Origin of the sequence: Streptomyces sp. NPDC056835 (genome assembly GCF_042789485.1) — a bacterium.
GTDB lineage: Bacteria > Actinomycetota > Actinomycetes > Streptomycetales > Streptomycetaceae > Streptomyces.
Window position 1 is genome coordinate 483,292 of the sequence record NZ_JBHUBB010000001.1, and the last position, 22,929, is coordinate 506,220.

Sequence of the window (22,929 nt, forward strand, 5' to 3'; positions counted from 1 at the left end):
ACGGCGATCTTTCGTGGACTGACAGGGGTGACCATTCAGCCTACCCCGGTGGTCACCCGGTCAGATCCGCCCGCAGTCGGGGGTCGGACGCCTTCTCCCACAGCTCCGGCAGCTCCCGCTCACGGCGCTCGCCCTGGGCCTCCTCCTGGCCGTATAGCAGGCCCCAGGTGAAGGCGGACTCGCCCGCCGTGTGGGCCTGGACCGCGAGTTCGCGGAGGGCTTCGCGGGCCACCACGCTGTCCTGGTGGTCGCCGAGCGCGGTCTGGAGGTCCTTCATGCGGCCGGCGAAGCGCTTGGCCGGCCTGCCCAGGGCGGGACGGGCCGCCTCGGCGGCGTAGCGGGCCCGTTTGGCGGCCTTGCGGGCGTTGTGCATCGCCAGGTCGCGTTCCTCGCCCGGCGCGAGCGCCAGCGCGTGGCCGACCCGGCCGGCCAGCCGCTCGTAGTTCTTGAGGATCGCCCTGGGCAGCGCCTTCGTGGCGGGCTGCGCCGCGTCCGGCCGCAGCGGCGGCGCGGTGAGCAGTCCGTCGAGCGTGTCCAGCAGGGTCAGATACCGCTCGCTGTCGAGTACGGCGACGGTCCTGCTCCGGGACCCGGCCCGCTGGGCGGCGTCCCAGGACTGGAGCCGGCCGCGCACCGGCCCGAGGAGCAGCGTCACGGGCAGCGCGTCGATCCGGGAGCCCAGCCGCTCGTCGAGGACTTCATGGTCGCGGTCGACACCGAGCTCCGCCGCGACCCACTTGAGCTCTTCGGCGACCGGGTCGGTGACGGACCGGTCGAGGATCTTGCGGTACGTACGGAAGGCGGAGCGCATACGGCGGGTGGCGACCCGCAGCTGGTGCACGGAGTCAGGCAGGTCGCGGCGTACGGCGGGGTCCTGGGCGACGATCGCGTCGGCCTGGTCGCGCAGATAGGCCAGGATGTGGTCCCCGGCGCTGCGCGGCCCGCCCTTGGCCGCCGTGGTCCCGGCCCCGCCCGGCTCGTCGGGCGCCGTCTCGGCCAGTGCCCTGCCGAGCTTCGACGCGGCGGACGCCGGACGCAGACCCGCCTTGCGGAGCTTCTTCTCCACCGCGTCGAGGATCGCGGGTTCGGCGTCGTCGCCCAGTTCCACCTCGACCTCGGTCCAGGAGGCCGTCCCGGCGCCCTCGCCGCCGGTGCCGGTGCCGGTGTCCCCGATGAGACGTCGCGCGCGTACGGCGTCGACGCTCGCCTCGGCGAGCAGCATGCCCTTCGCGTCGAGCAGCTGAAGGACATCGCGCGAGGTCGTCAGCCGTACGAGGGGGCTCAGCCCGGCGCTCCGTACGCGGGAGCGGACCAGCGCGGCGAGTTCGTCAGGAAGGGTGTCGGCGAGCGGCGCCCGGATCTCGTCGCGGATACCGGCGGAGACCGGGAACTTCAGATGCCAGCCTTCGTCGGTGCCGCCCGTGCGGCGCCGCAGCGTGACATGGTCCGCGGTGAGCCGCAGATCCGCGGTGTCGTAGTAGACGGCGTCCAGTTCCACGACACCCCGGGCGTGAACGGACGCGACCCCCTTCACCCCGGTGAGGTCCGGCAGTCCGGAGGGTTCGTCGGCGTCGGAGGGCGCGGGAAGTTCGTATTTGCGCTCGATCTCTCGCTTTGTGTCCGCCATGTACCGAATTTAGTCCCAGGGGCGGCCCTTGGGCAGCCCCTGGGACCTGTCCGGGGCGTGCCCGGGCGTCGCTCAGGCGTCGCTCAGGCCGACATCGGCCGTTGCACCCGGATCGACTGGAGCAGTCCGACGGCGATCCACGCCGCGAACATGGCGGTGCCGCCGTACGAGACGAACGGCAGCGGCAGCCCCGCCACCGGCATGATCCCGAGCGTCATCCCGATGTTCTCGAAGGACTGGAACGCGAACCAGGCGATGATCCCCGCGGCGACGATCGTGCCGTACAGCTCGGTCGTCTCCCGGGCGATCCGGCAGGCGCGCCACAGGACCACGCCGAGCAGCAGCAGGATGAGCCCCGCGCCGACGAAGCCCAGTTCCTCACCCGCGACCGTGAAGACGAAGTCGGTCTGCTGCTCGGGCACGAACTGGCCGGTGGTCTGGGAGCCGTGGAAGAGCCCGGTGCCGGTGAGTCCGCCGGAGCCGATGGCGATCCGCGCCTGGTTGGTGTTGTAGCCGACCCCCGCCGGGTCCAGCTCCGGGTTGGCGAAGGCCGCGAAGCGGTTGATCTGGTACTCGTCGAGGACGCCGAGCGCCGCGACCGCGACGGCGCCCGCCGCTCCCGCCCCGACCAGGCCGATGATCCAGCGGTTGGAGGCGCCGGAGGCGAGCAGTACGCCGAGCACGATGACGACCATGACCATCACGGAGCCGAGGTCCGGCATCAGCATGACGATGACCATCGGGATGACCGCGAGGCCGAGGGATTTCGCGACCGTGCGATGGTCCGGATGGATCTGGTCCCCGGCGTCGACCCGGGCCGCCAGCATCACCGCCATGGCCAGGATGATCGTGACCTTCACGAACTCGGAGGGCTGGAGGGTGAAGCCGCCGCCGATCACGATCCAGGCGTGGGCGCCGTTGATGGTCGCGCCGAGCGGGGTGAGGACCAGCAGGACCAGGACCACGGAGAGCCCGTACAGCGCGGGGACCGCCCCGCGCATGAGGCGGTGCCCGACCCAGATCGTGCCGATCATCAGGGCGAGCCCGATGCCGGTGTTGAGCAGATGGCGTACGAGGAAGTAGTACGGATCGCCCTGGTTCAGCTGGGTGCGGTTACGGGTCGCCGACCAGACCAGCAGCGAGCCGATCAGCGACAGGGCCAGCGCCGAGAACAGCAGCGGCCAGTCGAGTCTGCGCGCCATCGAGTCGCGGGCCACGAGCCTGGCCCAGGTCCCCCGCTCCGGACCGTATCCGGAGACCGAGAAGCCACTTGTGCCGGCCATCGCTCAGTCCCTCCCAATGGGCACGTCGGTGTCCGTGTCGGTGTCGGTGTCGGTGTCGAGCGGACCCGCCAGCAGCTGCTCGTCCGGGGTTTCCTTCACCGGCTCGTACGGCCTGATCTTCGGCGCGTCGATCGAACCGTCCGGCTGGATCTCCGGCAGTTCCTTGCGCGGCTCGGGCATCAGCGCCTTGCTGACGTCCTGGTCGCCCTTGGCGTTCAGCCCGTACATCGCCTCGTAGATCTTTCGCACGGCGGGCCCCGAGGCTCCGGAGCCGGTACCACCCTGCGAGATCGTCATGACGATCGTGTAGTCCTCGGTGTACGAGGCGAACCACGAGGTCGTCTGCTTGCCGTAGACCTCCGCCGTACCCGTCTTGGCGTGCATCGGGATCTTGTCCTGCGGCCAGCCGCCGAATCGCCAGGCGGCGGAGCCGGTGGTCGTGACCGCCGCGAGGGCCTTGTTGATCTGCTCCAGCGTCTGCCCCCGCGTCGGCAGCTTGCCGTGGGACTTGGGCGCGATCTCCTCGACCCGCTTGCCGTCGGCGCTGATGATCGCCTTGCCGACCGTGGGGTTGTAGAGGGTGCCGCCGTTGGCGATGGCCGAGTAGATCGTGGCCATCTGGATCGGGGTGACGAGGGTGTCGCCCTGGCCGATCGAGTAGTTGACGGAGTCACCGGCGCGCATCCGGTTGCCTTCGAGACACCCCTCGTAGGCGATCTTCTCGACGTAGGTGCCGCCCTTCTTGCCCTGCTTGCACCAGCTGACCTTGTTGGCCTCCCAGAAGCTCTGCTTCCACTGGCGGTCCGGGATGCGTCCGGTGACCTCGTTGGGGAGGTCGATACCGGTCTCCTTGCCGAGGCCGAACTGGTGCGCGGTCTTGTAGAACCAGTCGTTGGGGTGCTTCGGCTTCATGCCGCCGTCTTTCTGCCACTCCTTGTGCGCGATGCCGTAGAAGACGGTGTCGCAGGAGACTTCGAGGGCCTTGCCGAGGGTGATGCTGCCGTAGCCCCTGGACTCGAAGTTCTGGAAGACCTGACCGCCGACGCTGTACGAACTGGGGCAGGGGTAGTTGCCGTTGAACTTGTATCCGGCGTTGACCGCGGCGGTCGACGAGACGACCTTGAAGATCGAGCCGGGTGCGGCCTGGCCCTGGATGGCCCGGTTCAGCAGCGGGAAGTTGGACTTCTTGCCGGTGAGCCTCGCGTACTCCTTGGCGGAGATACCGCCGACCCAGGCGTTGGGGTCGTACGTCGGCAGGGAGGCCATCGCGACGACCCGGCCGGTCTTCGCCTCCATGACCACCGCGGCGCCGGAGTCCGCCTTGTAGTGCTGGCCGGTGTTGCGGTCCATCTCCTTGCGGGCGGCCTTCATCGCCTCGTTCAGCTCGTACTCGGTGACGGCCTGCACGCGCGCGTCTATCGAGGTGACGACATTGGCGCCGGGCACGGCCTCGTCGTTGCGCGCCTGGCCGATGACCCGGCCGAGGTTGTCGACCTCGTACCGGGTGACTCCCGCCTTGCCGCGCAGCTGCTTGTCGTAGGTGCGCTCCAGGCCGGAACGGCCGACCTGGTCGGAGCGGAGATACGGCGAGTCGCTCTGCTGGGCCTTGGTGATCTCCTCGTCGGTGACGGGAGAGAGATAGCCGAGCACCTGAGCGGTGTTGGCGAGCCCCGGCGCGGTGTAGCGGCGTACGGCGGTGGGCTCGGCGGTGACGCCGGGGAAGTCCTCGGCGCGCTCCCGGATCTGGAGGGCCTGCTGAGTGGTGGCCTCGTCGGTGACCGGGATCGGCTGATAGGGCGAACCGTTCCAGCAGGGCTTGGGCGTCTTCGAGTCGCAGAGCCTGACCTTGTCCATGACGTCCTTGGGCTTCATGTCGAGGACGTCGGCGAGCCGGGTCAGGACGGCCACGCCCTTGTCGTCCATCTTCATCAGCTCGGTACGGCTGGTGGAGACGACGAGCCGGGTCTCGTTGTCGGCGAGCGGGACGCCTCGGGAGTCGAGGATCGAGCCGCGGACGGCCGGCTGGACGACCTGCTGTACGTGGTTGCTCTTGGCCTCGTCCGTGTACTCCTGGCCGTTGCGGACCTGGAGGTACCAGAGCCGGCCGCCGAGGGTGAGGAGAAGCGAGAAGACGAGGACTTGAATGATGACGAGCCGGATCTGGACCCGCGGTGTCCGCCCGGTCTCCGGAATATTGCTCACTGCGATCCCCCACGGACGCTACGGGCGGTACGGCCGGACGGTGCGTGGCCGGCCGTACGCGCGGGCGTCCGCGTGCCGGCCGCCGGGTGATGCGGAGTCACAGTCGCTTGACCCCCTTGATACGTCCGGCCCGCGCGGCGCGGTTACGGGCGGCCTTGATCCGCAGTACGCCACGCTGGTCGCCGATCCGCAGGCCGGTGCCGGTGGTGGTCCAGCCGGCCGCGACATCGGCGCCGCCGCTGCTCTGGGTCTCGGCGAGCGGATCGTTCTCCGCGCGTCTGGCCAGGAACATGATCAGCGGAACGGTGAACGGCGCGAGCAGCAGATCGTAGACCGCGGCGGTGAACAGCAGGCCGGCCAGACCGACATGGCGGGCGGAGGTGTCACCGACGAGCGCGCCGACCGCCGCGTACAGCAGGGTCGAACCGAGCGCCGCGCCGACGACCGCGGCCATCGGCACGAACGCCGAGCGCATCTGGCCCTTCTCGGGGCGTGCCAGTCCGGCCAGATAGCCGATCACGCAGAGCACCAGGGCGTAGCGGCCGGCGGCGTGGTCGGCGGGCGGCGCCAGATCGGCCAGCAGTCCGGCGCCGAAGCCGATGAACGCGCCGCCCACATGGCCGTACACGAAGGCCAGGGCGAGGACGACGAGGAGCATCAGATCGGGGACGGCGCCGGGGAGCTGGAGTCTGGCGAGTACGGACACCTGGATGACGAGGGCGACCACGACCAGCGTGGTCGAGAGCAGAATCCGGTTGAAGCGCATGGGGATCAGCCCTACTCCTGGTCGTCTGCTTGGCCGTTGGCGTTGGGATCCGGATTGGCGTTCGGGTCCGGATTGGCGTTGGCGTCCGGATTGCCGGTGCCGGCCTCGCCGTTCGCCTCGGTGTTGGCGTTGGGCGACGGGGTGACCGTGACGGTGACGGTGGGCGTCGGGGTGGGCCTCGACTTGGGCGGCAGGACCGTGTCGCGCGGGTCCTGCCGGGGAGCCTCCACGACCACGCCGACGAGGTCGAGCTTGGTGAAGCCGACGAAGGGGCGTACGTACAGGGTCCGGGTCAGATCGCCGCCGGACGGGTCGACCTGGATCACCTCGCCGACCGGGACGCCGGGCACGAACGGCTTGTCCTTGCTGGATCCGAAGGTGACCAGCCGGTCGCCCTTCTTGATCTTGGCCTTGCCGTTGAGGAGCTGGACGGAGAGCGGGCGGTCGCCCTGGCCGGTGGCGAAGCCCAGTTCGTCGCTGCTCTCCATCCGGGTGCCGACGGTGAAGTCCGGGTCATTGGCGAGCAATACGGTCGAGGTGCTCGGGCCGACGGTCGTGACACGCCCGACGAGTCCGTCACCATTGAGCACGGTCATATCGCGCGTGATGCCGTCCTTGGCGCCGATATCGATGGTGATGGTCCAGGAGAATCCCTGGGCCGCTCCTATGGCGATGACCTCGGCGCCCTTGATTCCGTACTGACCGGCGCCGGCCTTCGCGAGCATCTTGTCCAGTTCGCGTACCCGGCTGCGATTGCGGTCGTCACTGCCGAGCCGTTGTTTCAGCTCGGTGTTCTCCTTCTGGAGCACGGCGATGCGATTGTGCCGCGCGCCGGAATCCCGTACCGCTCCTATGGCATTGCCCACCGGATTGACCGCGGACGCGACACCGTTCTCCACCGGACCGAAGACCGTCGCGGCGGCGTGCCGCGCGCCGTCGACCGGGGAATCCTCGCCACCGCGGATATCCACCGTGATCAGTGCGAACGCGATGGCGATCAGCAGCACCAGGAGCAAACGGCTCTCTCGTGTGTCCCTCACGTGCGGCGGCCGTGCCTTCCTCGTAGGAATGATTCTGCGGTTATATCAACGATTCGCCGCGCGGGAGTTGGAGGAGGCCCCTGCCGGGCGTCCCCCCGGGCCGGAGGACCAGGGGGACGGGGACTCTTCCGTTATCGGCGGGGCTGCGCGTCCAGCACCTGCTGAAGCGCCTCGAACTCCTCGACACACTTGCCGGATCCGAGCGCCACGGAGTCCAGCGGGTCCTCGGCGATATGGATCGGCATCCCGGTCTCGCGGCGCAGCCGCTCGTCGAGACCGCGCAGCAGGGCGCCGCCGCCGGTGAGAACGATCCCACGGTCCATCACATCGCCGGACAGCTCGGGCGGGCACTTGTCGAGCGTCGTCTTCACCGCGTCGACGATCGCGTTGACCGGCTCCTCGATGGCCTTGCGGACCTCGGCGGCGGAGATGACCACGGTCTTCGGCAGCCCGGAGACCAGGTCACGGCCGCGGATCTCGGTGTGCTCGTCCTTGTCGAGGTCGTACGCGGAACCGATGGTGATCTTGATGCTCTCGGCGGTCCGCTCACCGAGGAGGAGTGAGTACTCCTTCTTGATGTGCTGGATGATCGCGTTGTCCAACTCGTCACCGGCGACCCGGATGGACTGTGCCGTGACGATTCCGCCGAGCGAGATCACGGCGACCTCGGTCGTACCGCCGCCGATGTCCACGACCATGTTGCCGGTGGCCTCGTGGACGGGGAGTCCGGAGCCGATGGCCGCGGCCATGGGCTCCTCGATGATGTGCACCTGGCGCGCACCCGCCTGGGTGGACGCCTCGATGACGGCGCGGCGCTCAACGCCCGTGATACCGGAGGGCACACAGACGACGACCCGCGGACGCGCCAGATAGCGGCGTTTGTGGATCTTCAGGATGAAGTAGCGCAGCATGCGCTCGGTGATTTCGAAGTCGGCGATAACGCCGTCCTTCAGTGGCCGGACGGCAACGATGTTGCCCGGTGTCCGGCCGATCATCTTCTTCGCCTCGGCGCCGACCGCGAGAATACCGCCTGTGTTGGTGTTGATGGCGACGACGGACGGCTCGTTGAGTACGATCCCCCGGCCTCTGACGTACACCAGCGTGTTGGCGGTCCCGAGGTCGACAGCCATGTCACGGCCGATGAACGACATGTTGTTCCCCATGAGGATGCGTCTGGCCTTCCCAAGCGTTGATGGCTTTTCAGGATGGCGAGGTGGGTGCTGTGGCTTGGAGGTTTCCATCGTAGTGCCGTCGCAAGGACGGCGGCGCGGTGGCCCACCTCAGTAAGGGTGACGAAGTGTCGGACCGATGCGTTCCCGAAAGTGGCTTAGATATGCCCAAAGGCGACCGAATTCCTTCGGTCGCCCCAGGCCATCAGCTCCGTTTGGCTGACACGCGGTCAGGAAAGTCCCGGGAAGAAGATTTTGAGTTCCCGAATGGCGGACTCCTCGGAGTCCGAAGCGTGGATCAGGTTCTCCCGGACGATGGTCCCGAAGTCCCCCCGGATGGACCCCGGCGTTGCGGCGATCGGGTCAGTCGGACCGGCGAGCGCCCGGACGCCCTCGATGACCCGCTCGCCGTCGACGACCAGAGCGACGACCGGGCCGGAGCCCATGAACTCGACCAGCGGCTCGTAGAAGGGCTTCCCCTTGTGCTCGCCGTAGTGCTGCTCCAGCGTGTCCTGGTCGAGCGTGCGCAGCTCCATGGCGCTGATGGTCCAGCCGGCCTTGCGCTCGATACGGCCGACGATCTCACCGACCAGGCCGCGGCGTACGGCGTCGGGCTTGAGCAGGACAAGCGTGCGCTGGCTCACTGTGCGGGCTCCTTCTATACGGGATGCGGGCCCTCAGAGGCTACAGGGCATACCACACCGTCGATCACACAGCGTCAGCCTCTGCCGATGACTGTTCGGCCCAGCGCGCCTTCGCCTCGTCGATCTGCCGCCCGAAGTGGACCGAGGCCCCCCACAGGGCGGCGAAGATCACGCCGAGGACGAACATCGCGGGCACCACGAAACCGCTGGCGACCAGCGCGACCTGGAGCGCCCAGCCGAGCTGGATGCCGCCCGGACGAGTGATCACCCCGCAGAGCAGCACGGCCAGCAGCATCGCGATACCGCAGACCGTCCATACCGTCCCCACCGACAGATCGTCCGACTTCATGGCGACGAGACCGGCGAAGCCGATCACGAAGAACTCACCGATCAGTGTGGACGCACAGAGCGTACGCATGGGATTCAGCTCCTCCTCAGCAGCAGCCGGGCCTCGCCGACCGTGATCACCGAGCCGGTGACCAGGACCCCGGCGCCCGCGAACTCGGACTCCTCCTCGGCGAGCGTGATCGCCGCCTCCAGCGCGTCATCGAGGCGCGGCTCGACCTGGACCCGGTCGTCCCCGAAGACCTCGACGGCGACAGCCGCCAGCTCGTCGGCGCCCAGCGCGCGGAAACTGGAGTTCTGCGTGACGACGATCTCCGTACAGATCGGCTCCAGGGCTTCCAGCACCCCGCGGACGTCCTTGCCGTCGCTGGAACCCACCACACCGATCAGCCGGCTGAAGCCGAACGACTCGGTGAGGGCATCGGCCGCGGCACGCGCCCCGGCCGGGTTGTGCGCCGCGTCCAGCACCACCGTCGGCGAGCGCCGTACGACCTCAAGGCGGCCCGGCGAGAAGACCGAGGCGAACGCCTTGCGGACCGTGTCCATGTCGAGCCGGCGGGCATGCTGCGCGCCGATCCCGAAGAACGCCTCGACGGCGGCGAGCGCCACCGACGCGTTCTGCGCCTGATGCGCGCCGTACAGCGGGAGGAAGATCTGCTCGTACTCACCGCCGAGACCGCGCAGGGTCAGCAGCTGGCCGCCGACCGCGATCTCGCGGGCGACCACACCGAACTCCATGCCCGCGCGGGCGACCGTCGCGTCCGCGTCGACGGCCTTCTTCAGCATCACCTGCGCGGCGTCCACCGGCTGCTGCGCCAGGATGACCGTCGCGCCCGGCTTGATGATCCCGGACTTCTCCACGGCGATCTCGCCGGGTGTGGAGCCGAGCCGGTCCGTGTGGTCCAGATCGATCGGCATGACAACGGCGACGGAGGCGTCGATGACATTCGTCGCGTCCCAGGTGCCGCCCATGCCGACCTCGACCACGGCGACGTCCACCGGCGCGTCCGCGAAGGCGGCGTAGGCCATGCCGGTCAGCACCTCGAAGAAGGAGAGCCGGTACTCCTGCGCGCCGTCGACCATCTCGACGTACGGCTTGATGTCCTCGTACGTCTCGATGAACCGCTCGGCGGAGATCGGGGCGCCGTCCAGACTGATCCGTTCGGTGATGGACTGGACATGCGGGCTCGTATACCGGCCGGTACGCAGATCGAACGCGCCGAGCAGCGCCTCGATCATGCGGGCCGTGGAGGTCTTGCCGTTGGTGCCGGTGATGTGGATCGACGGATAGGCGCGCTGGGGATCGCCCAGCACATCCATCAGGCCCTTGATCCTGGCGACCGACGGGTCGAGTTTCGTCTCGCCCCAGCGGCCCGCCAGCTCCTGCTCGACGGCCCGCAGCGCCTTGTCCACCTCGGGGTCCTCGGGGCGTGCCGGGACGCCGTCGTCCCGCGCGGGCCCGGCCTGGGCGCGCAGCGTACGGCTGCCGGCCTCGATCACCGCTAGGTCGGGGTCTCGGTCGGTCGCGGCGTCGACGATCTCATCGAATTCGTCGTACTCGCCGGGCTGGTCGGAAGGACGGTGCTCGCTCACGCGACCAGTCTACGGAGCACCACCGACACCGGTCGCCCCGCGCCCCGGCTCGGTACGGCAGCGGGGCCCCGGCCGGATGGCAGGGGCCCCGCTGTCGGGTGCTCGTGAGGCGGTCGGCCTGGGGCGGGTCAGCCCTGGGGCAGGCCCGCCAGCTGCGCGGTCAGCCGCTCGATGTCCGCCTCGGCCTTGGTGAGCCGGCCGCGGATCTTCTCGACCACATTGTCGGGGGCCTTGGCGAGGAAAGCCTCGTTGCCGAGCTTCGCCGTCGCCTGCGCCTTCTCCTTCTCCGCCGCGCCGAGGTCCTTCGTCAGGCGCTTGCGCTCCGCCTCGACGTCGATCGTGCCCGACAGGTCGAGCGCGACCGTCGCCCCCTCGACCGGCAGCGTCGCGGTGGCGTGGAAGCCCTCGCCCTCCGGCTGGAGGCGCAGCAGCTGCCGGATGGCCGCCTCGTGCGCGGCCAGCGGCGTACCCGTGAGATCCAGCCGCGCCGGGACCTTCTGGCCGGGCTGGAGACCCTGGTCGGAGCGGAACCGGCGGACCTCGGTGATCACCAGCTGGAGGTGTTCGATCTCCCGCTCGGCCGTCGCGTCACGGAACCCGCTGTCGGCCGGCCAGTCGGCGACGACGACCGACTCCTTGCCGGTGAGCGTGGTCCAGAGCGTCTCGGTGACGAAGGGGATGATCGGGTGCAGCAGACGCAGCGTGACATCAAGGACCTCGCCGAGGACCCGTCCGGAGACCTTCGCCGCCTCGCCGCCCTCGATGAAGGTGGTCTTGGACAGCTCCACGTACCAGTCGAAGACCTCGTCCCAGGCGAAGTGGAAGAGCGTGTCCGACAACTTCGCGAACTGGTAGTCCTCGTAGTACGCGTCGACCTCCGCGACCACGGCGTTCAGCCGCGACAGGATCCACCGGTCGGTGGCGGACATCTCGGCCGCGTCGGGCAGCGGGCCCTGGACGGTCGCGCCGTTCATCATCGCGAAGCGCGTGGCGTTCCAGACCTTGTTGGCGAAGTTCCGGGAGCCCTGCACCCAGTCCTCGCCGATCGGCACGTCGACGCCCGGGTTGGCACCGCGGGCCAGGGTGAACCGGACCGCGTCCGTCCCGTACTTGTCCATCCAGTCCAGCGGATTGACGACATTGCCGAAGGTCTTCGACATCTTCTTGCCGTGCTCGTCGCGGACCATGCCGTGCAGCACGATGGTGTGGAACGGCGGCGTGCCGTCCATCGCGTACAGACCGAACATCATCATCCGGGCGACCCAGAAGAAGAGGATGTCGTAGCCGGTGACCAGGATCGAGTTCGGATAGAACTTCTCGACGCTCGGGGTCTGTTCGGGCCAGCCCAGCGTGGAGAACGGCCACAGCCCCGACGAGAACCACGTGTCCAGGACGTCCGTGTCCTGCGTCCAGCCCGCGCCGGTCGGCGCCTCGTCGTCGGGACCGACACAGACGGTCTCGCCGTTCGGCCCGTACCAGACGGGGATGCGGTGGCCCCACCACAGCTGCCGGGAGATGCACCAGTCGTGGAGGTTGTCGACCCAGCCGAAGTAGCGGGACTCCATCTCCTTCGGGTGGATCGCGACCTCGCCGTCGCGGACGGCGTCCCCGGCGGCCTTGGCCAGCGGCCCGACCTTGACCCACCACTGGAGCGAGAGGCGCGGCTCGATGGTCGTCTTGCAGCGTGAGCAGTGTCCGACGGAGTGCGTGTACGGGCGCTTCTCGGCGACGATACGGCCCTCGGCCCGCAGCGCGGCGACGATGGCGCTGCGCGCCTCCAGCCGGTCGAGCCCCTCGAACGGACCCGGGACGGTGATCACGGCGCGCTCGTCCATGACCGTGATGTTCGGCAGATCGTGCCGCCTGCCGATCTCGAAGTCGTTCGGGTCGTGCGCGGGCGTCACCTTGACGGCGCCCGTACCGAACTGCGGGTCGACATGGGTGTCCGCGACGACCGGGATCGTACGGTCGGTGAGCGGCAGCTTGATCCGCTTGCCGACGAGACGCGCGTACCGCGGGTCGTCGGGGTGGACGGCGACGGCCGTGTCACCGAGCATCGTCTCGGCGCGGGTGGTCGCGACGACGACGGAGTCCTCCCCCTCGCCGTACTTCAGCGAGACCAGCTCGCCGTCGTCTTCCTGGTACTCCACCTCGATGTCGGAGATCGCGGTGAGACAGCGCGGGCACCAGTTGATGATGCGCTCGGCGCGGTAGATCAGCTCGTCGTCGTAGAGCCGCTTGAAGATCGTCTGGACGGCCTTGGACAGCCCCTCGTCCATGGTGAAGCGCTCACGCGACCAGGCGACACCGTCCCCGAGCCGGCGCATCTGGCCGGAGATCTGCCCGCCGGACTCGGCCTTCCACTTCCAGACGCGCTCGACGAACGCCTCGCGCCCCAGGTCGTGCCGGGACTTGCCCTCCTTGCCCAGCTCGCGCTCGACGACGTTCTGGGTGGCGATGCCCGCGTGGTCCATGCCGGGCTGCCACAGCGTCTCGTAACCCTGCATGCGCTTACGGCGCGTGACGGCGTCGATGAGCGTGTGCTCGAAGGCGTGCCCGAGGTGCAGGCTGCCGGTGACGTTCGGCGGCGGGATGACGACGGTGAACGGCGCCTTCTCGCTCTTCTCGTCGGCCTCGAAGTAACCGCGGTCTACCCAGCGCTCGTACAGCTTCCCCTCTACCTCGGCCGGAACGTACTGGGTCGGCAGTTCGGGGTTGCTGGCTGGCTGCTGCTGAGTGTTCTCGGTCACGGGGCACAGTTTAGAGGTGTCACGGCCCCGTACTGAAACGGGATAGTTCGGTAACGGTGCGGCCCCGGGTGACCCCGGTCACTGGCTCGTCCGTCAGGATGTTCGAAACGCATAAGCAACTAACAGGGGACAGCAGATGAGTTACAACCAGCCGGGCCCGTACAGCGGGCAGCCCCAGCAGCCAGGACCGTACGGCCAGCCGGGCCCTTACGGTCAGCAGCCGCCGCAGGGGCCGCCTCAGCCCGGCTACGGTTACCCGCAGCAGCCCCCGCAGGGTGTCCCCCCGCAGCCGCCGCAGGGGTACGGCTACCCGCAGCAGGCAGGACCGTACGGCCAGCCGCCCCAGCAGCCCCCGTACGGCCAGCAGCCCCCCTATGGCGGCGGCCAGTACCCGCCCCCGCCGGGCCAGGCCCCCAAGAAGAAGACGGGCCTGATAGTCGGCGCGTCCGTGCTGGCGCTCGCGGTGATCGCGGGCGGCGCTTACTTCCTGGTGGGAGGCGGCGGCTCCGACGTCGCGGACGACGGCCCGCACAAGCTGACGACGCCGGCCACGGTGCTCAACGGCGAGTACAAGAAGGGCAAGAGCAGCAGCGACAGCGGCATGACCGAGAGCGACCTCAAGGACGCCGAGAGCTGGGGCGTGAAGAACCCCAAGGACGTCAGCGCCGACTACGAGGCCGGCGACAAGGACAACCCGCTGGCCGGCAAGGCCCTGAACTTCGGCGGGGTCTATGGCGAGATCGACGACCCGGAGAAGGTCGTGGACGGCATGTTCGGCTATATGAAGAAGAAGTCCATGGAGGACAAGGACTTCATGGGCGAGATCGTCGGCACTCCTCAGGAGTTCACGCCCGAGGGGCTGGACAACGCGGTCATGAAGTGCCAGGAGCTGAAGGTCAACAACGAGGGGGCCGGCACCGGCGCCGCCGCCGGACCCAAGGAGATCAGCTTCCCCCTCTGTATCTGGGGCGACCGCAGCACCCTGGGCTTCTCCCTGCACATCGAGATCGCGAACGCGATGGCCGGCAAGAGCACGCCTCTTGAGGAAGCCGCCGCCATCGCCGCCAAGCTTCGCGACGACGTCCGCGTCAAGCTCTAGAGCGGCAGACCCAACACAGAGGGGCGGGGGGGCCGGGGGGGCCGCCGGGCCCCCCCCCGGGGGGGGCCCCCCCGTGGTGCCCGGGCCCCCCCGCCCCTCTGTCGTGCGTAAGCGGACCGTTACGCGGACTTCTCGTGGCGGCCGTCGCTCTTCACGATGCGCGGCTCGCGCGGGACCAGCGTCGGGTTCACGTTGTCGCGGACGACCTCCGCCGTGATGACGACCCGGGCGACGTCCTTGCGGGACGGCACCTCGTACATCACCGACTGAAGTACCTCTTCGAGGATGGCGCGCAGACCGCGTGCGCCCGTACCGCGCAGGATCGCCTGGTCGGCGATGGCCTCCAGGGAGGGGCGGTCGAAGTCCAGCTCCACACCGTCGAGTTCGAAGAGCCGCTGGTACTGCTTCACCAGCGCGTTGCGCGGCTCGACCAGGATCTGGAGAAGGGCCTCACGGTCCAGGTTGTGGACGGAGGTGAGGACCGGGAGGCGGCCGATGAACTCCGGGATCATCCCGAACTTCACCAGGTCTTCCGGCATGACCTCCTGGAACTGGTCGCTCGCCTCGATCTCGCGCTTCGAGCGGATCGTCGCGCCGAAGCCGATGCCCTTCGCTCCCGCGCGCGACTCGATGATCTTCTCCAGGCCGGCGAAGGCGCCGCCCACGATGAAGAGCACGTTCGTCGTGTCGATCTGGATGAACTCCTGGTGCGGGTGTTTCCGGCCGCCCTGGGGCGGTACGGAGGCGGTGGTGCCTTCCAGGATCTTCAGCAGGGCCTGCTGGACGCCCTCGCCCGAGACATCGCGGGTGATCGACGGGTTCTCGCTCTTGCGGGCGACCTTGTCGATCTCGTCGATGTAGATGATCCCGGTCTCGGCCTTCTTGACGTCGTAGTCGGCCGCCTGGATCAGCTTCAGCAGGATGTTCTCGACGTCCTCACCGACATAACCGGCCTCGGTGAGCGCGGTGGCGTCGGCGATCGCGAACGGTACGTTCAGCATGCGCGCCAGCGTCTGGGCGAGCAGGGTCTTGCCCGACCCGGTCGGGCCCAGCAGGAGGATGTTGGACTTGGCGAGCTCGATCGCGTCCTCGCGGCCCGACACCCCGCCGTTCTCGCCGGCCTGAACGCGCTTGTAGTGGTTGTAGACCGCCACGGAGAGAGCCTTCTTCGCGGGCTCCTGGCCGACGACGTACCCCTCAAGGAACTCGTAGATCTCGCGCGGCTTGGGCAGTTCCTCCCACCGCACCTCGGAGGTCTCCGCGAGCTCCTCCTCGATGATCTCGTTGCAGAGGTCGATGCACTCGTCGCAGATGTACACACCGGGACCCGCGATGAGCTTCTTCACCTGCTTCTGGCTCTTCCCGCAGAACGAGCACTTGAGCAAGTCGCCGCCATCACCGATGCGTGCCACGAGGTGCTTCCCCTTCGCCTGGGAGCAGCCTGGTTCAGCGGCTCCTGTGCCTCATATCCGACGGTACCTTGCCCGGGCCCCCGTTCGGGCCCCCCTTGGCGCGGTTCACACGTGGTCGTGGGACCGCGCCAAGGGCGCCGGGTGTTCAGGCGGCCGCAGCGGCCGTGGTCTTGCGGGTCGACACGATCTGGTCGACCAGTCCGTACGCGAGCGCGTCCTCGGCGGTCAGGATCTTGTCGCGCTCGATGTCGTCGCGGACCTTCTCGATCGGCGTCGTCGAGTGCTTCGCCAGCATCTCTTCGAGCTGGGCGCGCATCCGCAGGATCTCGTTGGCCGCGATCTCCAGGTCGGAGAGCTGCTCCCGGCCGGTCTGGCTGGACGGCTGGTGGATGAGCACGCGCGCGTTCGGCAGCGCCAGTCGCTTGCCGGCGGTGCCGGCGGCGAGCAGTACGGCGGCGGCGGAGGCGGCCTGGCCCATGCACACGGTCTGGATGTCCGGCTTCACGAACTGCATCGTGTCGTAGATGGCGGTGAGCGCCGTCATCGAGCCGCCGGGGCTGTTGATGTAGATGGAGATGTCGCGGTCCGGGTCCATCGACTCCAGGCAGAGCAGCTGCGCCATGACGTCGTTCGCGGAGGCGTCGTCGATCTGCACCCCGAGGAAGATCACGCGCTCCTCGAAGAGCTTCGCGTACGGGTCGTACTCACGCACGCCCTGCGAGGTGCGCTCCACGAAGCGCGGGACGACGTAACGGTTGTCCACCTGCGGGCCGGTGTAGAGGCCGCTCGCGGAGTAGTTGTTCATGTGGGTGTTCACCATCCTGTGGCGTTCGGTGGGCTGGGCCGGCTGGTCGGGGCTGGTGATCTCAGGCCCCGGTACCGCCGCCGCCCGGAACACCCGAAGCAGCGGAGATGATCTCGTCGATGATGCCGTAGGCCTTGGCCTCCTCGGCGGTGAACCAGCGGTCGCGGTCACCGTCGCGGATGATCGCCTCTTCCGTCTGGCCGGTGTGGCGCGCGGTGATCTCGGCCATGCGCTTCTTCGTACGGAGCAGCTGCTCGGCCTGGATCTTGATGTCGGAGGCGGTGCCGCCGAGGCCCGCGGAGCCCTGGTGCATGAGGATGTCGGTGTGCGGCAGCGCGAAGCGCTTGCCCGCGGTGCCGCCGGTCAGCAGGAACTGGCCCATCGAAGCGGCGAGGCCCATACCGATGGTGACCACGTCGTTCGGGATGTACTGCATGGTGTCGTAGACGGCCATACCGGCTGTCACCGAGCCACCGGGGCTGTTGATGTAGAGGTAGATGTCCTTCTCGGGTTCGGCCGCGAGGAGGAGGAGCTGCGCCGTGATCTTGTTGGCGATGTCGTCGTCGACCTGCTGGCCGAGGAAGATGATCCGCTCTCCGAGCAGCCGGCTGTAGACCTGGTCGCCGAGGCCACCACCGAGGGACGGCTCACCGGCGGCGTAAGGCATCAGATTCGTCACGTATACACCTGCTCGTCTCTGACGGCTGCGGCCGTCTCAGCGTCTTCGTACCGGGGACGGGAAACTCCCCTGCCCTCGTATTCATGGACCCTAACGCGCTGGTCGGCGCGGGCCATCCCGCTTCCGTGACTGTTCGCTGGGAGCGCAAGGCAGTTGGGGCTCCGTACGGCCCTGAGCGGGCCTGTCGGGCCTCTCCCGGCCCCCTCTGTGCCACCCGGGCGCCGGGGGCGCCCAGCGGGTCCCGGGGGCCTTGGGGGCGGACGGGACGGGCCCCGGTCGCGTGGTGCGTCCGGGGCCCGTCCTGGCGTTCAGAGCGAGACGGCTCAGGCCTCGTTCTTGTCGGCCTTCTCCTCGGCCTTGGTGTCGGCCTCGGTGGAGTCGGCGGCCTCGACGGTCTCGGCCGACTCGTCCTCGTCCTCGTCGTCCAGCTCGACGATCTCACCGTTCGTGTCGATCACCTTGGCGGCCTCGACGACCACCGCGAGCGCCTTGCCGCGGGCGACCTCGCCGACCAGCATCGGCACCTGGCCACCCTCGACGACCGCCTGGGCGAACTGGTCGGGGGACATGCCGGAGGACTGCGCGCGCCGCATGAGGTGCTCGGTGAGCTCCTCCTGGTTGACGTTCAGCTTCTCCTTGTTCACCAGCTCATCGAGGATGAACTGGGTCTTGATGCCCTTCTCCGCCTGCTCCTTGGTCTCGGCGTCGAACTCTTCCTCGGTCTTGCCCTGGATCTCCAGGTACTTCGCGAGGTCGAGGCCCATCTGACCGAGCTGGTGGTGCTCCAGGTTGTGCTTGCGGGTGTTGATCTCCTCCGCGAGCAGCTTCTCGGGGATCGGCACCTCGGCCAGCTTCAGCAGCTCGTCGAGGACCCGCTCCTGGGCCTGGGTGGCCTGGTCGTACTGCTTGCTGCTCTCCAGCCGCTTGCGGCTGTCGGCCTTCAGCTCGTCGAGGGTGTCGAACTCGCTCGCCATCTGCGCGAACTCGTCGTCCAGCTCGGGCAGCTCACGGGCGGCGACCTGGGAGACCTTGACGGTGACCTCGGCGGCCTTGCCCTCGGCGGTGCCGCCCTTCAGCTCGGAGGTGAAGGTGGCCTCGCCGCCGGCCTCCAGACCGGTGACGGCCTCGTCGATGCCGTCGAGCAGCTCGCCGGAGCCGATGGTGTACTGCACGCCGGTGGCGACACCGTCGGGCAGGACCTCGCCGTCGACCTTGGCCTCCAGGTCGATCGTCACGACATCGCCCTCGGCGGCGGCGCGCTCGACCGGGTTGGTGGACGCGAAGCGGTCGCGCAGCTGCTCGACCGACTTGTCGACGTCCTCATCGCTGACTTCGATGGAGTCGACGGTGACCTCGATACCGGAGTAGTCCGGGATCTCGATGACCGGGCGGATGTCCACCTCGGCGGTGAAGGCCAGCAGCTCGCCGTCCTTGAGCTCGGTGATGTCGACCTCGGGCTGGCCGAGGACATTGAGCTCGCCCTCGTTGACCGCGTCGGTGTAGAACTTCGGGAGGGCGTCGTTGACGGCCTCCTCCAGCACAGCACCACGCCCGAACCGCTGGTCGATGACGCGGGCCGGGATCTTGCCCTTGCGGAAGCCCTTCACCGTGACCTGCTGGTTGATCTTCTTGTACGCCGCGTCGAGGCTGTCCTTGAGCTCCTCGAAGGGCACCTCGACAGTGAGCCGAACCCGGGTCGGGTTCAGGGTCTCCACGGCGCTCTTCACGGTTCGGTCTCCTTGGTGGCTGATTCTTGGGTTCTGCCGGTCCGCCGCGGTGCGGCGCGATCCGGCGGATCGGGCCCGGTTCCTCAGAGACTCTTCAGACACACGGGCACGCAGCTTGCATAGTAACCGCAAGCGGGAAGAGCCCCACAATGTGATCTTGCGTTGCGATCTTGAAAATGGTCGGGGTGGCCGGATTCGAACCGACGACCTTCCGCTCCCAAAGCGGACGCGCTACCAAGCTGCGCCACACCCCGTCGGTGCGACACGTAGGGTACATGCCCGCGGGCATGCGGCCGACCGCTTTGCCCGGTGCCCGACCGCCGCTTCACCGGTGTGCGGCGAGCGCCCGGGACCCGCTACGATGTGATCCGTGCCGAGGCCGCATGACCCGCGGCACGACGCGTGCGGGCGTAGCTCAATGGTAGAGCCCTAGTCTTCCAAACTAGCTACGCGGGTTCGATTCCCGTCGCCCGCTCTTGGCAGGTACTCATGGGTTGGAGCCGGTTTCCGTACGACACGGAGGCCGGCTCTCCTCGTTTCCGCTCCCGTTCCAGTCCGCCGCCGACTGGGCTAGAAGCTGATCTTGTTGATCATCTCGGCCAGGGAGTTCATGAAGTTGTTCACCGACGGAGCGATGTTGGTGGAGGCGAGGAAGAAGCCGAAGAGGATCGCGACTATCGCGGGGCCGGCCTTGAGAGAGCCACCGCGTATGAGCACCACGAGGATGACCGCCAACAGAACCACCACAGACAGCGAAATGGCCACACTGATCACACCCTTGGTCGGTCCGCCTAGCCCAGCCCCGGGAAGCGCGCACGCCACACCCCCGCTCCGACCATCGTGCCATCAACCTCCGCGCGGATGTTGCCCGGTGACGAATCAGTGACATACGCGATCGCGCCAATCGCGCCCCCCGCGCGCCGGGTTCCGCGCGACCGCGGCGCGCGCGGACCGCCCGCGTGTGAATAGCGCGTGGACGCGAATTCGACTCCATCGTTTCCCTGTGCGCACGACTCATTCACAACCCATTCCCCTCATGTCGAACGACCGGCTGACGGGCGCGTTGACCGGGGTTGGTCATGCGCAAAAATCCCGCCGATACGCACCTTTTAATGCTGATTAACCCGGGCATATCGCCTGGTTGTCGGCGGTTTCAGATTCGAATGGGTCACCGGACGAGGAGGTTTTACGAATTGGTTTGAGCGCCGCTAGGGTGCCTCGAATGTTCCAGGCGCCGCATACCCATGAGACGTCCCCGCTCCCCCGCACCTTCCCGGCCGCGGAGGTGGATCCCGCCACCGGAACCAGACCGTCGGCGGTGGCCGACACGCCGGTGCCGACCGGACAGCGGCCCGCCGGTCCGGCCACGGATCCACGCACGACGTCCACCAAGCGGGACGCGTTCTTCGACAACGCCAAGTACCTGGCGATCGTTCTGGTGGCGGTGGCGCACTTCTGGGAACCCGTGATGGGCGACAGCAGGGCGACGCGCGCGCTCTATCTGCTCGTCTACGCCTTCCACATGCCGGCCTTCATCCTCATCTCCGGCTACTTCTCCCGGAGTTTCACGGCCCGCCCGCACCAGATCAGGCGCCTGGTGACCGGGATCGCCGTGCCGTATGTCGTCTTCGAGGTGGCGTACTCGCTCTTCGCGCGGTACGCGGACGACAGCCCGGACCAGCCCATCAGCCTGCTCGACCCCTGGTATCTCACCTGGTTCCTGGCCGCGTTGTTCATCTGGCGGCTGACCACCCCGCTCTGGCTCACACTGCGGTATCCGCTGACGGTGGCGCTCGCCCTCGCCTCGCTGGCGTCGCTCACGCCGGGCATCGGCGAGGACCTGAACCTGCAACGCGTGCTCCAGTTCGCGCCGTACTTCGTCCTGGGGCTGCTGCTCAGGCCCGAACACTTCCAGCTGGTACGGCGACGCGAGGTGCGGCTGCTCGCCGTGCCGCTGTTCGCGGGCGCGCTGGTCCTCTCGTACTGGGCGGGCCCCCGGATAGCGTCCGGCTGGCTCTACCACAGCGCCGGCGCCCAGCAGTTGGACGCTCCCTGGTGGGCCGGGCCCGTGATGACGTTCGCGCTCTTCGGCTGCTCACTGCTGCTGACGGCCGGATTCCTGGCGTGGGTGCCCAGCCGCCGGACCTGGTTCACGGCGCTGGGCGCGGGCACGATCTGCGGCTATCTGCTGCACGGGTTCCTGGTCAAGGGCGCGGTGTACGGCGGCCTCTTCGACGCGTACCCCTGGCTGTCCGGGCCCGCCGGGGAGGTCACGCTGACCGTCGTGGCCGCCGCCGCGGTGACACTGCTGTGCACGCCTCCGGTACGGCGGCCGCTGCGCTGGGTGACCGAGCCCGAGATGCGGTGGGCGTTCAGGCGGTAGCGGTGGACAGAGGTCCGTTTCGCCCCGTCCGTTCCGGTCCGTTCCTTCGTCAAATCCTTCGTCAAACTTGCTCAGTAAATCGTTTGGTAAACTAATTACTGACGATTCCTTGACGCCCCCTTGACTTGACGGAGGAACGATCCCATCGGACACGCAGAGACGCTCATAGCCATGGGCGGCGCCTTCCTCGCCGCCGCCGTACTCGCCCGTCTGGGCAGCCGTATCGAGCTGCCCACCATTCCCCTGTTCATCCTCGCCGGGATCCTGCTCGGCCCGCACACCCCCGGCATCGTGCTGGTCAAGGACCCGCACGAGATGGAGATGCTCTCCGCCCTCGGGCTGGTCCTGCTGCTCTTCTATCTCGGCCTGGAATTCCATCTGGACGACCTCAAGGCGGGCGGCCGGAAGATGGCCCTCGCCGGTGGCGCCTATCTCGCGCTGAACGTGGGCGCCGGTCTCGGCTTCGGCTTCGCGCTCGGCTGGGGTACGTCGGAGGCGCTGGTGCTCGCCGGTGTGCTCGGTATCTCCTCGTCCGCGATCGTCACCAAGGTCCTGGTCGACATGGGCCGGATCGGTAACCCGGAGACCAAACCGATCCTCGGCATCATCGTGGTCGAGGACATCTTCCTGGCCCTCTATCTCGCCGCGCTCCAGCCCATCCTGTCGGGTGCGGACAGCGTCTCCGCCGCCGTCATGGACGGCGGGAAGGCGTTCGGCTTCCTGCTGCTGCTGGCGCTCGCCGCCCGGTTCGGCACGAAGGTCGTCGGACGGCTCATGAACACCAAGGACGACGAACTGCTCGTCATCTCCTTCCTCGGCGCGGCGGTCCTCGTGGCCGGTGTCTCCGAGTGGTTCGGGGTCGCGGACGCCATCGGCGCGTTCATGGTCGGTCTGATGCTCGGCGGCACCACCTCGGGCCCCCGGATCCGCAAGCTCGTCCACCCGCTGCGGGACGCGTTCGGCGCGATCTTCTTCTTCGCCTTCGGGCTGTCGATCAACCCGGGCGATCTGCCGACCGTGCTCTGGCCCGTACTCGCCGCCGTGGCCGTGACCCTCGTGATGAACGTCGCCGCGGGGCTGACCGCGGCCAGGATCTTCGGTTTCGGCGCCCGGCCGGCGGCGAACATCTCGACAACCCTGCTGGCCCGGGGCGAGTTCGCGCTGATCCTCGCCACGATGGCGGCGGGCGCGGGTCTCGACAGCCGGCTCGCTCCCTTCATCGCGGGATATGTCCTGGTCCTCGCGGTCCTCGGCCCGCTGGCGGCGGGCAGGTCGCACTGGCTGGCCCGGATCCTGCCTGGTGGCGGGAAGGGCGGTGACGGCCCGGGATCCGCGGGGAACGAGCCCTCGTACGCCAAGGATTCGGGCGGCAGGGGTGCACCGGTGACGAGCTGACGCCCATGCC

General features: G+C 68.4%; 18 protein-coding genes and 2 tRNA genes. 4 read left to right on the forward strand and 16 right to left on the reverse strand.

Annotation, left to right across the window (positions count from 1 at the left end):
* Nucleotides 1–52 precede the first annotated feature (52 nt).
* From ACFRMN_RS02185 to ACFRMN_RS02230, 10 genes are all read right to left on the reverse strand, one after another.
* A complete protein-coding gene (locus tag ACFRMN_RS02185; protein WP_383011868.1) occupies nt 53–1,627 on the reverse strand; it encodes a CHAD domain-containing protein in 1,575 nt (524 codons plus the stop codon).
* An 83-nt stretch (nt 1,628–1,710) separates the two neighbouring features.
* Complete coding sequence (gene rodA / locus ACFRMN_RS02190; RefSeq protein ID WP_383011871.1) at nt 1,711–2,910, reverse strand: rod shape-determining protein RodA; 1,200 nt, start codon at nt 2,908–2,910, stop codon at nt 1,711–1,713.
* A 3-nt stretch (nt 2,911–2,913) separates the two neighbouring features.
* Nucleotides 2,914–5,112: a penicillin-binding protein 2 gene (gene mrdA / locus ACFRMN_RS02195; RefSeq protein WP_383011874.1), complete on the reverse strand. Its 2,199-nt coding sequence runs from the start codon at nt 5,110–5,112 to the stop codon at nt 2,914–2,916.
* 97 nt (nt 5,113–5,209) lie between these two features.
* A complete protein-coding gene (gene mreD, locus ACFRMN_RS02200; protein ID WP_383011876.1) occupies nt 5,210–5,878 on the reverse strand; it encodes a rod shape-determining protein MreD in 669 nt (222 codons plus the stop codon).
* Nucleotides 5,879–5,889: 11 nt separating this feature from the next.
* On the reverse strand, nt 5,890–6,918 hold the full coding sequence (mreC, locus tag ACFRMN_RS02205; RefSeq protein ID WP_383011878.1) for a rod shape-determining protein MreC: 1,029 nt from the start codon (nt 6,916–6,918) through the stop codon (nt 5,890–5,892).
* A 131-nt stretch (nt 6,919–7,049) separates the two neighbouring features.
* On the reverse strand, nt 7,050–8,069 hold the full coding sequence (locus ACFRMN_RS02210) for a rod shape-determining protein (protein ID WP_030352375.1): 1,020 nt from the start codon (nt 8,067–8,069) through the stop codon (nt 7,050–7,052).
* 248 nt (nt 8,070–8,317) lie between these two features.
* Entirely contained in the window at nt 8,318–8,731 is a 414-nt protein-coding gene (ndk, locus tag ACFRMN_RS02215; protein WP_383011880.1) for a nucleoside-diphosphate kinase, read from the reverse strand.
* Between the two features lie 64 nt (nt 8,732–8,795).
* Nucleotides 8,796–9,149 (reverse strand): DUF4233 domain-containing protein, encoded by a 354-nt coding sequence (locus ACFRMN_RS02220; protein WP_383011882.1) that lies wholly within the window; start codon nt 9,147–9,149, stop codon nt 8,796–8,798.
* Between the two features lie 5 nt (nt 9,150–9,154).
* Complete coding sequence (locus ACFRMN_RS02225) at nt 9,155–10,669, reverse strand: bifunctional folylpolyglutamate synthase/dihydrofolate synthase (RefSeq protein ID WP_383011884.1); 1,515 nt, start codon at nt 10,667–10,669, stop codon at nt 9,155–9,157.
* A gap of 128 nt (nt 10,670–10,797) precedes the next feature.
* Nucleotides 10,798–13,419 carry a valine--tRNA ligase gene (locus tag ACFRMN_RS02230; protein ID WP_383011886.1) on the reverse strand — a complete coding sequence of 874 codons (2,622 nt, stop codon included), beginning with the start codon at nt 13,417–13,419 and terminating at the stop codon, nt 10,798–10,800.
* A 136-nt stretch (nt 13,420–13,555) separates the two neighbouring features.
* Between ACFRMN_RS02230 and ACFRMN_RS02235 the strand changes: the two genes are divergently transcribed.
* Nucleotides 13,556–14,518 carry a hypothetical protein gene (locus ACFRMN_RS02235; protein ID WP_383011888.1) on the forward strand — a complete coding sequence of 321 codons (963 nt, stop codon included), beginning with the start codon at nt 13,556–13,558 and terminating at the stop codon, nt 14,516–14,518.
* 119 nt (nt 14,519–14,637) lie between these two features.
* Here the strand turns inward: ACFRMN_RS02235 and clpX are convergent, their stop codons facing one another.
* From clpX to ACFRMN_RS02260, 5 genes are all read right to left on the reverse strand, one after another.
* Entirely contained in the window at nt 14,638–15,930 is a 1,293-nt protein-coding gene (gene clpX / locus ACFRMN_RS02240; protein WP_249949362.1) for an ATP-dependent Clp protease ATP-binding subunit ClpX, read from the reverse strand.
* 145 nt (nt 15,931–16,075) lie between these two features.
* Complete coding sequence (locus ACFRMN_RS02245; RefSeq protein ID WP_030352382.1) at nt 16,076–16,750, reverse strand: ATP-dependent Clp protease proteolytic subunit; 675 nt, start codon at nt 16,748–16,750, stop codon at nt 16,076–16,078.
* 46 nt (nt 16,751–16,796) lie between these two features.
* Entirely contained in the window at nt 16,797–17,402 is a 606-nt protein-coding gene (locus tag ACFRMN_RS02250; RefSeq protein WP_030352383.1) for an ATP-dependent Clp protease proteolytic subunit, read from the reverse strand.
* Between the two features lie 335 nt (nt 17,403–17,737).
* Nucleotides 17,738–19,141 carry a trigger factor gene (gene tig, locus ACFRMN_RS02255; RefSeq protein WP_383011892.1) on the reverse strand — a complete coding sequence of 468 codons (1,404 nt, stop codon included), beginning with the start codon at nt 19,139–19,141 and terminating at the stop codon, nt 17,738–17,740.
* A gap of 177 nt (nt 19,142–19,318) precedes the next feature.
* A tRNA-Pro gene (locus tag ACFRMN_RS02260) sits at nt 19,319–19,395 on the reverse strand.
* 150 nt (nt 19,396–19,545) lie between these two features.
* Here ACFRMN_RS02260 and ACFRMN_RS02265 point away from each other — a divergent pair.
* Nucleotides 19,546–19,616 (forward strand) — tRNA-Gly (locus ACFRMN_RS02265).
* 95 nt (nt 19,617–19,711) lie between these two features.
* Here the strand turns inward: ACFRMN_RS02265 and ACFRMN_RS02270 are convergent.
* A complete protein-coding gene (locus tag ACFRMN_RS02270; RefSeq protein ID WP_383011895.1) occupies nt 19,712–19,906 on the reverse strand; it encodes a hypothetical protein in 195 nt (64 codons plus the stop codon).
* Between the two features lie 457 nt (nt 19,907–20,363).
* Here ACFRMN_RS02270 and ACFRMN_RS02275 point away from each other — a divergent pair, with 457 nt between their 5' ends.
* Together ACFRMN_RS02275 and ACFRMN_RS02280 are read left to right on the forward strand one after the other, a co-directional pair.
* On the forward strand, nt 20,364–21,524 hold the full coding sequence (locus ACFRMN_RS02275) for an acyltransferase family protein (RefSeq protein ID WP_383011898.1): 1,161 nt from the start codon (nt 20,364–20,366) through the stop codon (nt 21,522–21,524).
* Nucleotides 21,525–21,695: 171 nt separating this feature from the next.
* Nucleotides 21,696–22,919 (forward strand): cation:proton antiporter, encoded by a 1,224-nt coding sequence (locus ACFRMN_RS02280; RefSeq protein ID WP_383011901.1) that lies wholly within the window; start codon nt 21,696–21,698, stop codon nt 22,917–22,919.
* Nucleotides 22,920–22,929: the final 10 nt, after the last annotated feature.